Source organism: Komarekiella delphini-convector SJRDD-AB1, from assembly GCF_014831675.1.
In the GTDB taxonomy this organism is placed as follows: domain Bacteria; phylum Cyanobacteriota; class Cyanobacteriia; order Cyanobacteriales; family Nostocaceae; genus Komarekiella.
In genome coordinates, this window is sequence record NZ_VJXY01000010.1 from 90,914 (window position 1) to 103,485 (window position 12,572).

Genomic DNA, 12,572 nt, shown 5'->3' on the forward strand with positions numbered 1-12,572 from the left:
AATGAGCTGACAAAATCGCAAATTACTTAAAAAAACAGCTAAATTAGAGAGCCGCATTTAATACTGCTCAATACTGGTTATGAGTATCGCTCAGAACAGTAAGGTTCCTCTAATCTTTCCGTTCGCTGGCAAGATCGTGCCTGGAGCCTGTGAACTGGTTGGACGCACAACATCAGAAAATCCAATGCTCCAAGCTAGGCAACCTTCGCTACCGCCGGAAATCTTTTCGGCTTGTTTGTTGTCTAATTCTTGCCAAAGTTCAAGTTCTCGAATTTGCATCTTCAAATCCTCCATCTTGTTTCAATTATTAGTGTTAGGTTGCGTGCTTTTAAGTACCCTTAGTTTTCAGTCTGACTTAACACTGGCAAATTCTCCCCTTGGATGTCTTGCATTATCTTGCTTTTTTTGCACAGTTTTGCTATGAGTTAAGCCAGGTTTTAGGGGTCACGCCTGTCAAGCGTTTAAAGTGACGATGCAGATGACTTTGGTGAGTAAAACCACAGGCGATCGCCACTTCTGCAATGGTCATTTCACTTTGCTTCAACAATTGCTTTGCCCGTTCTACTCGTTGTTGAATTAAATACTGATGGGGACTCAGCCCCGTAGCCTGTTTGAAGGCGCGAGAGAAATGATACTGGCTCAAGTGGGCGATCGCCGCCAGTTCATTCAAACTTAACTCACGCTCCAAATAATCGTTGACATAATCTGTCACAAGCTGCAATCGATGCTGAGGAAGTCCGCCTGTGTAAACTGGGGTGCTGAATTGCTGGGTGGCATAATGCCGCAGCAAATGAACCGCAAGCGCATTTGCCATCGTCTCGGCATACAAACGACCGCCGCAGAATTGCGATCGCAATTCTTCCTGAAGCGCCAATCCAATTTGGTGAATTAGTTTATCTTGAATGGCAAAGTGAGAGATTAATTCTACGCGATCCGTTTCCAGTAGCTCGATCGCGTTTCGGCTCAATAACTCTGGCTTCAGGTTCAGAGAGAGCGTTTGAAGCTCTTGGTTCCAGCAGAAAAAGTGAGGACTGTGGATTGGACAAATCACAACCGTACCGTGCAAGTAGGTTGCTTTATGGGATTTCCCTTCTACAACATGCTGTATCTGAAGTCTTTGCCCCATATTTATGCTGACAACGTAGTGATCGAGACAGTATTCGGGAGTTTCTCCCGGTGGTAGATGATGAGCTTCCAAGGTGATGTTGCTCCATCCGGCGCTGTGGCTTGCGAGAATGGGTGCTGGCTCAAAGATATCCGGTAAACAATTCGGATGATTTGAATCAAATTCTATTGGTTCTAGTGCTGACATCGCTCACACTCCGTCTTTATTCATCAAGAGGCGCTCTGTCTAAGGCTCGTAGTTCCATGCCGATTCCGGTAGGTTTCTCACTACGTCGCGCAGACTTTGACCTGATAGCTCTGCCAGTCGCCGAAAAGCGCGTCCAGACACATAACAATCGGCTCCCGGAAAACATCGCGCACACCGCTGATAGAGACGTTGAACGCTTGGGTTCTCGATGCCTGTCCTTTAATGTACAAGCCGCCCTGCTGCTGAATTTGAGTGGCGATCGCAAAAATTAGCTTTGTTGCTACACCCCACCCCTGATAGGCAGGATCAACAAACAAGTCAATCACCTCACCACCTTTCAGGCAGTAGTGCAGATCATAGGATGATGCCCAGGCTGCAAACGCGGTTAACTGTTGATTTTTAGCTTCTGCAACCACCATTTCAAATTCAGCACCAAAACCGTCTTGTGCAAGTTTTTGGGTTGTTCCTCCCCATGTTCGCTGAAACGTTTCTTGCATAAAGGCTACTAGCAATTTTTCCAGGTCTGGAATGTCATCTTGAGTAGTATTGCGAACATGGTAAGACATCTGTGCAAACATCCCCTACAGTCCATTTCTTCGAGATCCAGTCAGCGGTTGTCTCGTTCAGCAGCAGACTCTAGTATGCAAAACGTGCCTTAGTTTTGCTATTACCCACAAGGGTACTTTTAAGCGATCTGCGATCATCCTACTACCAACCTTAAAACATTGCCTCATCGGCAATCTCACACTAACTTAATCCTGAACACCAATAGAGAAACTTCAGCTAAACTAAGTTTCTACTCTATTAGATCATCAGTAATGTTTGTTCTGAAACAAACTGCTAGTGGTTTCGCCTCCATAAAATAAGTAATCAGCCGTATAGTTGACGCGGATATCGCGGTTTTGAGAGGACTGATCACACCCTTGTATAGGAGGTTTCCCACCAACAGTATTGATCCGTTGAATCCAATTGACTCGGTGGAAGATACCATTTTCCTCATGCGAGCGCGCTTCTAACAAGAGCCAAGGAATTGCACTGGCTTGTGGTGCATTTGCCTTAGATTTCACCTTTGCTACAACTTTGCTACCATCTTTCGCTTCCCACGTCGGGCCTGTATAATGCTTGCCCAAATCTTGCCCTTGCTCATTCAGCAAAACGGCATCGGGAGCCTTAAGCGTCCACTCATACTCAACAGGATATTCTGCTGATTTCGCTTTGCAGACATAGATTTGTGTACCCTTGGCAGATGATTTTAAAAGAAGTTGCTGACCGCTTGGGACTTTGAGACTATTCGGTATAAGAGATGAATTTGCATTTTGGGTATATTGGGCGATCGCAGTCTCTTCACTAACATTAGACGTACTCAACGCCAGCAAAGAAAAAACGAGGCTAAAATTGAGCTTAATAATTTCGGAAAAAGTAACCGACATAATGATTTATCCTTTAACAGTAAAGTGTAATATCCTCATTACACTCGTTAGCTAAGTAACAGAGAGACTTGAAGCGAATTGCAACGATTTGGTCATAAAAAGGATTCAGTTTACAGAGTGGTGGAATGTAAGCGATCGTGCGATTAAAGAGCTTAATTTCTTGCTCAAATGGACAACTAGCAGGAATTATTCTACACAGTAATCGAGCTACGTTTGGCTGGCTAATTTCTCTTGATTCAAGCCATTGTTTGATGGGTAATAATAAATCAGTTTTCTGAGACAAAAGTAGTGAATTCATCAATCTATCCTCAACTATAATAGTTTTATTGTAGAGATTTTATCTAGGATAAACTTCTGAATAAGGTCATGGTTTGGCTTCAACTAAATAGGGAACTTATCTACAACTTTCGTTATTCTAAAACTATGTTTTACTATGACTTTTGTCATATATAACGTTTCTCGCTTCAGTGAGGTATAGAAAGAAGTAATTAACCACAGACGAACACGGTTAAACACAGATGAATTAGTACCTCAGCAGATTAGGAAATGCTATAAGCTTGAAAGGAAATGAAACGAATGAACAGCACGGTTTAATTCTGTGATTTGTTTCATCCGTTTCCCATGCGTTGCTAACATTCGCTCAAATTTAAAGCTTTTGCCGTGCCATAAGTTGGGCAAACAATCCCGCTTGATTGGCAAGTTGATTAAAATTGCCTTCTTGTACCACACGACCGTTTTGAAATACATAGATGCGATCAGCGTTACGAATCGTACTTAGACGATGAGCGATCGCAATCCGTGTTACCTTCAAACGCTCCAAGCTTTGACTAACGATCGCTTGGGTGCGATTATCTAAAGCACTGGTGGCTTCATCAAATAACAAGATTTTGGGTTTTAATACTAGCGATCGGGCAATCAATAACCGTTGCCGTTGTCCGCCAGAAATATTGGTTCCCCCCTCACTAATCACCGTGTGCATTCCCATCGGCATTGATTCGACATCCTCGGCAAAGCCAGCCATCCGCGCCGCTTCCCAAGCTTCATCCATCGTAATCATCGCCCCACTGGCGATATTCTCGAAGATGGACGCAGATGTCAAGCGGCTATTTTGCATCACAACTCCTAATTGCCGCCGCACCGCATGAACATCCAGCCCCGCTAAATCTTGTCCATCGTAGTAGATCGTGCCAGATTCGGGAACATCAAACCCTAGTAATAACCGGAACAGCGTTGATTTTCCACTGCCAGAAGCTCCCACAAAAGCGATAAACTCGCCAGGTTCAGCGTGAATGCTGACATCATCCAACGTTAGTGGCCCGTCATCTCGATAGCGGAAAATCACATGATCGACAACTACGCGACCGGAAAGCCGACCTGGATCAGCTTTTTCAGAGTCTACTTCCGGCTTGGCTTCAAGAATAGGCTGCGCTCGTTCCCACAACGGCACAACTTTCAGGACATCGATAATCGTGCTGCTGAGGCTGGTGGCTCCACTGATAAACGTCCCAAATGCCGCATTAAAAGCTAAAAATACACCTGTAGATAAACCGCCATCTTGTGAAGGGGCTTGCTCAAGTAAACTTGCTGCAAACCAGAAGAGTGTCGCTGTGGTTAATACAGGTAAGATTTTATTAACTACAGCTAGAAAATCTTCAATACCTTGGGTACTCAACATCCATTTGATTTGCTGGCTATACTGTTTTCCCCAAAAAGCAAAGGCGCGGGCTTCAGCTCCAGCTACTCGGAGTTTGGTAACGCCGTTGATTAACTGCACCATCACCCCAAAGAGTTGTCCCTGTAACTCTAGTAAAGGACGAACTTTACGCAGAGTGGAAATTCCCGAAACAAGAGTAATAGTAATGTTTATAAATGCGACAAAAGTAGCAATTAACGCTAGCGAACCGTTGTAGTAAAAAAGCAGTCCTAAGTTAAGCAGGGCGAACAAGCTGGTAAAAATACTTCTGAGAACCGTGCTACTGAGCTTTTGGCGGATTTGACTGATAGCGCTAACGCGTGAGTTCAAGTCTCCAATTGAGTACTGACGGAAGAACGATGCTTTGAGATTCAACAGTCGATCCCAGACTGCTGCTTGGGTCGAAGCATCGGCAAAGGTTTCTACGCGCATGATAGCGAAACCTTGAGCAAGTTGAAACAAAGTGCTGCCAAATGCAGTTGCTAGCAGCGCCAAGGCAATTTGCACCAATAAACCGCGATTAGCATCAGGAATCGCACTGTCAATCAACACGGCGGTAGCTTGCGGGGTGATCATCCCTAATAAAGTTGTTGCCACACCCGCAATTAGGACAATCATTAATTCTTTGTAGTGTCCTTGCAGGGCAAATTTCAGCAGATCGAACGTAGTGAGGACTTTATCTGGCAACGGGCGATAGAAAGTGTACCCAGTCAGCGCGAGTTTAGTAGCACTTTTAGTATTAACCAGAGTGCGCGATCGCTCAATTGGATCAAAAATCTCATAACGCGTATCAGATACAGGCAACAGCGCCACAGGATGGTTATCCTCCATCGTGTAAGCGAGCATCGCACCGCAATCCTTCTTCCACCACTGACCTTGCAAAGCGATCGTTCGAGTTCGTAAACGAGAAGCACGGGCGATCGCTTGTAGAGGATCTTGAACTCGTTTCAGGTCTTCAGACTTCGCTGGCGGTCGAATCGTTATGCCCAAAGTCCGCCCAACTGCCCCCGCAGCCACGAGTAAAGCTTGGTCAGGGTCATTAGCTCCAACTTGAGCAGAAGTGGCAATTTGCCGAGATTGCAGCAACGAAGATAACTCACCCAGCGTCTCCTCCATCACTTGATGATTGAGCTGTTGCCGTTCTTGAAAGCGGTGTGATTCTGCCTCTTTTTCTTGCTGTTCCAGAAGATTCAGGCTTTGAAGAAAGTAGACATGAAGTCGGAAGATCCCCGTGAGCAAAGTATCAGGATTATCGATCTCAGCCGTACTCAGAGTTTCCAACTCGATTGCATCCTCGGCTTGAAACCACATATCTGCACTCAACGGCAGCAATCCTGATTGCGGCATCAGCAACAGTTCCTCAAACCCCATCCAGGTTGCATACCCTTGCTGAATTTCCACCCAAGATACCAGCTCTCTCTGCGGTTGGAAAACCTGACCATTGGTGAGCGAGAAATAGCGAACCCCTTCCTCTAGAAACGGTAGCACAGGTGGAATAATCGAAGACAACGCCAATCCCAGTTGCTCAATCCATCCCTCAACTAAAGTCAGTGCTTCGCCACTACCATCCGCAATAAATTCACGAAAATCTTTAACCGAGACTTTGAGAAGTTCAGTTTCTTCAATCGACACCGCCAGCAGTTGATAAGGCATCGGCTCAGAATCGCCAGCGATGCCAAACATAGCCTGTCTCGTTCTGGTAGTAAATAAATAGCGGCGAGTACCTTCAGCAATCCCCTCCTTCATAGGAATCGCAAACAGCGCCAAAGAACCCGATTTCACCACCCAAATCGTCTCCGGGTCATTGAGAATAATTGGCTCATTGCCTTTGAATTTATAGTACTCACCCGGCAGGCTGACAATCCGAATTTGATCTAACATAATCTATTCCTGCTCTATAAAAATATGAAAAATTTCACGCACAGACGCAGCGAAAAGTTCTGAAGGAGGGTTAGCCCGACCTAGGAAACTTTTCAAGACAGAGTCGCAGAGAGAAAGATTGAGTTATCGTACTTTTTTATTTCGCCTTCAAATCCGCAAACCTAGATAAAACCTAACTTTCTTAATTACGAATTACGAATTACGAATTAGTATTATGCCTCCTGAAGTGCTTCCCCTTCACTGCGAATTAATTGCAAATACTTACCTTCCATCTGCTGTAACTCCTCATGCGTACCCCGTTGCACCACCTTGCCGCGCTCAAAAACAATAATTTCGTCACAATCCCGAATGGTGCTCAACCGATGCGCCACAATTACACAAGTGCAGCCGCGCTCCCGGAGTTTTTGATCGATGATCTTTTCTGCCTCAGCATCGAGGGCACTAGTGGCTTCATCCATTACCAAAATCGCCGGATTGTTCACTAGAGTCCGGGCAATTTCTAATCGCTGTCGCTGCCCACCACTCATATTAGTTGCTCCTTCTGCAAGGTCAGCGTTGTAGCCTCCGGGCATCGAAAGCACGACATCTTGAATGGCGGCATCTTTGCAAGCGCGAACCAAGTTACTAAAGGGAACAGTCGAATCCCAAAGGGTGAGATTGTCGCGCACACTTCCTGCAAATAGCGAGATATCTTGCTCAACTAGCGCAACTGAATTGGTGATAATTGGTCGCGGAATATCTGCTCTGGGTTGACCATCAAATAAAATCTCCCCTGCCCACGGTTCGTATAATCCACACACCAGCTTGGCTACGGTTGATTTGCCAGAACCACTGCCACCCACCAGAGCAACTCGTTGACCGGGTTTAAGTGAAAGATTGAGATTTTCAATTAAGGGAGGTGCAGAGCGATTATAGCCAAAGGTGATATTGCGGAGTTCAACATAGCCCTGAAGCCGCACATTCGCAGCAGGAAGGGTATGAGTTGGTGGCATACTTCTTTCTCGTTCCACAGCAGGATCGATCGCATTGCGTAACACGTCATCCAGTCGGCTCAGATTACCTTCCATTTCCTGGAGTTCACCCGCTAGACCTACCAGATTATTCACAGGCTCTAGAAACCTTTGCATCAAGGCTTGAAAGGCAATCAGCATCCCAATACTAAGTGCGCCATCCATCACCCGTAACCCTCCTACCGCCAATAAAAGCATGGATGTAATCGAGGTTAGAAATGACGGCAATACGCCCAGAGTTTGATTAGTCGTATCCATTTCCTGACGGGCATTAATCGCTTTGGCGTAATAGCCTGCCCAGCGAGAAAAGAATTCTGATTCTAACCCGGATGCTTTGAGCGTTTCCATACTTTGCAGCCCAGAAATTGCTACCCCGCTGACTTTGCCCTGTTCTTGCATTAATCGCAGATTCGCATCGACGCGCTGCCGCGAAACCCATCGCCACACGCTGACATTCACCACAACAAAGCCAATGCCGATTAAGGTGAGAACGACATCATATTGCAGCATTACTGCGGCATAAAAGACAACGGTAACGGCTGAGATAACCGTGGTTGCTAATCTTCCTGAAAGCAGATTTGCTAAGCTGTCGTTGAGACGGACACGGCTGCTGATTTCTCCCGCAAATCGCTGATCATAAAAACTGACTGGCAGTCGCAGAATATGCCACAAAAATCGACTGGACATCCCCACTGCCAACTTAATTTTCATGCGACGCAGAAATTGAAGTTGAAGCAACGTTAGAAAACCATTCAATATTGCTACGAGAATCATGCCGAGAATTAAAGGACGTAACCAATCATTTCTGCCTTCAATCAAGACATTATCAACAAATGCTTGGGAGAATGCAGGGATGGCTAATCCAGGAATTACTAAAAGCAATCCGGCGATTACACAATAAACAAGTGCCCCAAGCGAACTCTGCAATCGATCCCATAACGCTACTGTCAGGCTCGGTTTACGTCCTCCTGGCTGGAATTCTGCACTCGGTTCAACAACTAGCACCACCCCAGTAAAGGACTGATCGAATTCTGCTGGCGAAATCGTCCGGGGCCCGGTAGCAGGATCGTTAAGATAAACCTTGTCTTTGGCAAATCCCTCGACTACTAGGAAATGGTTAAAATTCCAAAAGACAATATAAGGACATTCCAGTTTATGTAACCCATCCAAATCGACCTTAAAACCTTTGGCCTGCAACCCATATCTGCGAGCAGCGTTGATAATATTTGAGGCTTTACTTCCATCTCGTGAAACACCACAAGCTTGGCGGAGTTCTGCCAGGGGCACAATGCGATCATAATACCCTAAAACAATACCCAGTGCTGCTGCACCACATTCCACTGCCTCCATTTGTAAGACGGTGGGAGTCCGACGGCGGCGATCAGGACGGCTGATGACCCGCCGAATTTGTCTAAATGTACGCCCAATTTGGGATTGAATTCGCCGCATAATTAGTACATTCCACTCCACGATCGCAAAATTGGAAACACAAAGGAAATCGGAGATTGTTCATCGACTTTGACGCGCACTGAGGTAGTGGTTCCAGAGGTAACTTCGGTTTCTGGCCCCTTAGACGACGACCACTTAAAACGGCTTTTAGTCGAAGGGTCTGGCTGGAGTTCAGCAAAAACTTGAATTTGTGGCCCTTCTGTGGTTAATCCTTGCAAAACTTCCAGACCACCCACAACGCTCGATGCACCCTCTTGTGTTACCGGGAATGCAGAGACATTTGTTACCTTCGCTACAATGCCCCCAAACCGTTCTCTTTTAACGGTAGAAGGAGTGACTTGCAACTCCATGCCTTTTTGAATCTTTTTACCTTCGCTCACCGGGAAGAATGCTACAGCGACTAACTTATTCGCAGAGTCTTGAGCTTCGATTGTACCGATGCGAGCACCTTCTGCCAGCGTTTGTCCAGGAACAGCAGAAACTTCTAAAACTCGTCCGTTGAAATTGCTAGTAACCTGGTTTTTTCCTTTTAATTGTGATTCTAATTGAGCGATCGCTCGCTCTGTCTCTTGAATTTCTTTTTTACGATTAGTAGAAATACCTAAATCTTGTTCTGCTTGACTAGCTAATTTAGTATCCAGTGTTGCTAACTGAGCTTGCAGTTCTTTGGTTGCATTTAAATTTGCTAAGAATTGTCGTTCTGCATCCGCTTCTTTGACATCAAGTTGTTTCAGTTGCGATTCGATTTCGTTGATTCTGCTTTTGCTGTTGAGAAATTCTTGTTGCGCCTGAAGGACAGTATCACTCGAAACAGCTCCCTCTCGGCGTAACTGCTGACGTAGTTCAAATCGATCTTTGAAAGTGGGTACTAAATCCCGCGTCGTCTGCAACTGTTCCTGTAAAGACTGACGCTCTTTGCGAATTGACTCCAGACCTTTATCGCGCAGAATTGGCGTTACCGATTGGGTTGTCTTTAAAGTTTGCTGGAGCGCTTGACGTTGTTGATGAATCGCACCTTTATCTAAAACCGTTCGCTGAAGTTGCAGAGAATTGGCATCGCGGTCTTGTTCTTGAAGTTGAACAAGCTTAATCCGCGCCAGTTTCAAATTTTCTTGAAGTTCAGTTTGGTCAATTGTTGCGAGTACCTGCCCCTTCTTGACGCGATCGCCCGGACGAACATAAAGAATGAGAACCTGCCCCGAACTAGGGGACTGAAACGCCGTAACCTTGCTAGGATAAACCACCACGCCTTGCCCAGCAATAGTAATGGGAATGCGACCAAAAACACTCCACGCAAGTCCAACAGCAATCAGAGATCCCATCGCGGCCAACGGAATCCACTTCTGCGGCTGAACCACCTGCATCAGCTGATCGAGTCGCTCCGGGGAAGATAAACGATCAAGTGCTTCTTTTCGGAATAAGTTATTTTTGTTGGTCGAAACCATACTGACTCCATTCAAGTTATAGAAATTTGCATAAAAATAGCGGCTGAGGGTTGGGGACTGGGGACTGGGGACTGGGGGCTGGGGATTGGGGACTGGGGATAAGGTGAATAAATAATCAATGCCCAATGACAAATGACAAATGCCCAATTCCCAATGCCCTATCTTCAACTACCGCGAATTTGTTTGAGCATCCAGTCAAATCGCGTACCCGCCAGCGTCACTTGAGCCAAAAAGCCAGAACTCAGTTCATCCTCATAGGTCAAGCGTTCATCCAAAGATTGACCTGAGCTATACGTAATTCTGCCGTAACCCAACCGATTAATTATTGCTTGCTGTTTGTCTGTTAACAAAATTGCTAACACTCGATAGAATCGAGCAGCAAACCCAACATCATGCAGCAATTTGGCCGCCAGTCGCCACCGAGGAATCGATAGCACGATCGCATCCTCAACCGCCCGAATCGTCATTGCAGGTGGACTTGCTTCCACAAAGGGTGTTTCACCAACTATGTCACCCCGCGATAATTTAGCAAACTCTCGTTCTATACGATCTGTCTCTTCCAAATTTGAAAAGGCACGCGTCAGAGGATTGTCCATATCCTCAGCGCTTGAAGCCACCATCTTCCCATCCAATAAAATATAGAGAGCGTCAACGGGTCTGCCAGCATGAAACAACACCGCTCCCGCAGGAATTCTTATAGCATTTCCCGCAGCAATCATCCAACCGATATCACTATCGTTTAATTCTGCAAACGTAAATAAAATTTCTCGAATTTGCGGCTGAAAAAGAACAATCGTGCTTTGTCCAATTTGGTTAACAATTTGCTCTAATCTATGAGCCAGCAAAACTGCGATCGCGCGATAAAGATGAGCAGCAAATGTGACATCTTCTTGCATTTTTTTGCTTAACTGCTGCTGAGGAATCATCAAGACAAGCGACTTTCTGATTGCCTTGACCGTAGTAGAAGATTGGTAGGATGCTAAAAAGGGCACTTCTCCCACCACCTCACCATTTGTGAGTCTCGCAATCTCTCTTCCTGAAAGTTCGCCACCTTCAAGAGCGGCGAACGCACGACCAATAGGATTATCGTCAGCCTGAGCGACAGAAACAGTCAATGCGCCATCTAGCAGAATGTAGAGTGCATCAACAGGTGCTCCTTGACGGATGAGGATCGTGCCAGCAGTAACTTCTTCTCTTTGACCCGTTGCCAAGATCCAGTCAATATCGCTATTTGTCAGTTCCTTCAATAGAACTTCTGTCATAATTTAACTTCCTTGTGTTCTGCTAACGGGAGAGAAATGGGGAGCAATATAGTAATTCGTAATTCGTAATACTCGCACCTTGGCGAGAAGCAAGCTACGTAATTAGTAAATTTATTAACAGTTATCAGTAAACTATCTAGCGGGTTTAAATCCCCCACCTATTTACTATTTACTGTTTACTGTTTACTGTTTACTGATTTAATCTCCCCATTGCGTATTAACTAGCTTGATGATTCGCTGGTATAGGTTTGAGAATCGCTGTACTTATCATTCCAATAAGGAAGGTTTTTATCCTTGATGTGTTTTGCGATCGCTTCAGACAGATTGTTATATTTATCGTCTATAGGATACTCACTTGGATAAGGCTCACCTTCGGCAATGCCACCCGAAATACTTGCGAGTTCTTGAACTGATAATTCTTGTGATTCATTTTGCTTTTCGTTTTTCATTGCAATTTTTCCTCATTGTCAATTCATTTGTTAGTAAGTTAGTTAATTTCTTGAAAGCGCGATTATCAATCACACGAAAACAATTTCAAAAAGCAGTTGAGCACTCACCCAACTGCAATTTTATTGATGTGAGATGATGTGGGAAATTCCATTTATGGAGAACCTTCGATGATTGCAGAGGCATCCCCAAACAACTCACCGAGAATTTGCAGATCCTCAGTAGTTGCATCTGTAACTAAGATTTGAAAGGCAGCAGATTCGATATTCTGCATTTCAAAAGAAGTCGTAGTAGAACCACACCCTAAACCGTGTTGGCTTACCTGACTAAACGATAAGTTCGTCTGACTGAACTTAGCAATTGAAATACCTAGATTCAGACCTCCTGCTACCTCATCTAACTCCTGATCAGACAACTCGCTAAACGCCTCGTCATCTTTTGGAGTCATTTCGTCACTTGACATAAAAACTCCTTTGTGTAATGTATTGGAGTTGTAATTTGAATAAAAGGGGGGGTCAGGTAGAAACCCCCTTTCATTGGGGCTAGTTGAATCTAGTGTTTTTGAGCAATGTCACTCTAGATTCCTAGTGGTAGGATTAACTAACGAAGTCGCGTCTGGCAGCAATTGAATCAGTTTCATCAT

11 protein-coding genes are annotated in these 12,572 nt (G+C 45.1%); all 11 read right to left on the reverse strand.

The annotated features are described in order from the left end of the window. Positions 1-90 precede the first annotated feature (90 nt). A complete protein-coding gene (locus FNW02_RS11565) occupies positions 91-279 on the reverse strand; it encodes a hypothetical protein (RefSeq protein WP_191757693.1) in 189 nt (62 codons plus the stop codon). A 139-nt stretch (positions 280-418) separates the two neighbouring features. Then, entirely contained in the window at positions 419-1,312 is an 894-nt protein-coding gene (locus FNW02_RS11570; RefSeq protein WP_191757694.1) for a helix-turn-helix domain-containing protein, read from the reverse strand. Between the two features lie 80 nt (positions 1,313-1,392). Next, complete coding sequence (locus FNW02_RS11575) at positions 1,393-1,878, reverse strand: GNAT family N-acetyltransferase (RefSeq protein ID WP_191757695.1); 486 nt, start codon at positions 1,876-1,878, stop codon at positions 1,393-1,395. 246 nt (positions 1,879-2,124) lie between these two features. Beyond that, the gene (locus tag FNW02_RS11580; protein WP_191757696.1) at positions 2,125-2,742 is read right to left on the reverse strand and encodes a DUF3455 domain-containing protein; all 618 of its coding nucleotides are present in this window, start codon (positions 2,740-2,742) and stop codon (positions 2,125-2,127) included. 13 nt (positions 2,743-2,755) lie between these two features. Continuing rightward, positions 2,756-3,040: a Mo-dependent nitrogenase C-terminal domain-containing protein gene (locus tag FNW02_RS11585; protein WP_191757697.1), complete on the reverse strand. Its 285-nt coding sequence runs from the start codon at positions 3,038-3,040 to the stop codon at positions 2,756-2,758. Positions 3,041-3,388: 348 nt separating this feature from the next. After that, a complete protein-coding gene (locus FNW02_RS11590; protein ID WP_191757698.1) occupies positions 3,389-6,316 on the reverse strand; it encodes an NHLP bacteriocin export ABC transporter permease/ATPase subunit in 2,928 nt (975 codons plus the stop codon). Between the two features lie 212 nt (positions 6,317-6,528). Next, positions 6,529-8,775, reverse strand: coding sequence for an NHLP family bacteriocin export ABC transporter peptidase/permease/ATPase subunit (locus FNW02_RS11595; protein ID WP_191757699.1), 2,247 nt, complete (start codon positions 8,773-8,775; stop codon positions 6,529-6,531). Positions 8,776-8,777: 2 nt separating this feature from the next. Then, entirely contained in the window at positions 8,778-10,220 is a 1,443-nt protein-coding gene (locus FNW02_RS11600) for an NHLP bacteriocin system secretion protein (protein ID WP_191757700.1), read from the reverse strand. Between the two features lie 164 nt (positions 10,221-10,384). Next, positions 10,385-11,482, reverse strand: a complete 1,098-nt coding sequence (locus FNW02_RS11605) for a cyclic nucleotide-binding domain-containing protein (protein WP_191757701.1) — start codon at positions 11,480-11,482, stop codon at positions 10,385-10,387. A gap of 221 nt (positions 11,483-11,703) precedes the next feature. After that, complete coding sequence (locus tag FNW02_RS11610) at positions 11,704-11,931, reverse strand: hypothetical protein (RefSeq protein ID WP_191757702.1); 228 nt, start codon at positions 11,929-11,931, stop codon at positions 11,704-11,706. A gap of 152 nt (positions 11,932-12,083) precedes the next feature. Next, entirely contained in the window at positions 12,084-12,392 is a 309-nt protein-coding gene (locus tag FNW02_RS11615; protein ID WP_191757703.1) for a CTB family bacteriocin, read from the reverse strand. Between the last annotated feature and the right edge of the window lie 180 nt (positions 12,393-12,572).

What these genes read in the sequence shown, in the direction of transcription:
- FNW02_RS11565 (WP_191757693.1), bottom strand. Translation starts at nt 279, where the DNA reads ATGCAAATTCGAGAACTTGAACTTTGGCAAGAATTAGACAACAAACAA.
- FNW02_RS11595 (WP_191757699.1), bottom strand. Translation starts at nt 8,775, where the DNA reads ATGCGGCGAATTCAATCCCAAATTGGGCGTACATTTAGACAAATTCGG.
- FNW02_RS11610 (WP_191757702.1), bottom strand. Translation starts at nt 11,931, where the DNA reads ATGAAAAACGAAAAGCAAAATGAATCACAAGAATTATCAGTTCAAGAA.
- FNW02_RS11570 (WP_191757694.1), bottom strand. Translation starts at nt 1,312, where the DNA reads ATGTCAGCACTAGAACCAATAGAATTTGATTCAAATCATCCGAATTGT.
- FNW02_RS11575 (WP_191757695.1), bottom strand. Translation starts at nt 1,878, where the DNA reads ATGTCTTACCATGTTCGCAATACTACTCAAGATGACATTCCAGACCTG.
- FNW02_RS11605 (WP_191757701.1), bottom strand. Translation starts at nt 11,482, where the DNA reads ATGACAGAAGTTCTATTGAAGGAACTGACAAATAGCGATATTGACTGG.
- FNW02_RS11615 (WP_191757703.1), bottom strand. Translation starts at nt 12,392, where the DNA reads ATGTCAAGTGACGAAATGACTCCAAAAGATGACGAGGCGTTTAGCGAG.
- FNW02_RS11600 (WP_191757700.1), bottom strand. Translation starts at nt 10,220, where the DNA reads ATGGTTTCGACCAACAAAAATAACTTATTCCGAAAAGAAGCACTTGAT.
- FNW02_RS11580 (WP_191757696.1), bottom strand. Translation starts at nt 2,742, where the DNA reads ATGTCGGTTACTTTTTCCGAAATTATTAAGCTCAATTTTAGCCTCGTT.
- FNW02_RS11585 (WP_191757697.1), bottom strand. Translation starts at nt 3,040, where the DNA reads ATGAATTCACTACTTTTGTCTCAGAAAACTGATTTATTATTACCCATC.
- FNW02_RS11590 (WP_191757698.1), bottom strand. Translation starts at nt 6,316, where the DNA reads ATGTTAGATCAAATTCGGATTGTCAGCCTGCCGGGTGAGTACTATAAA.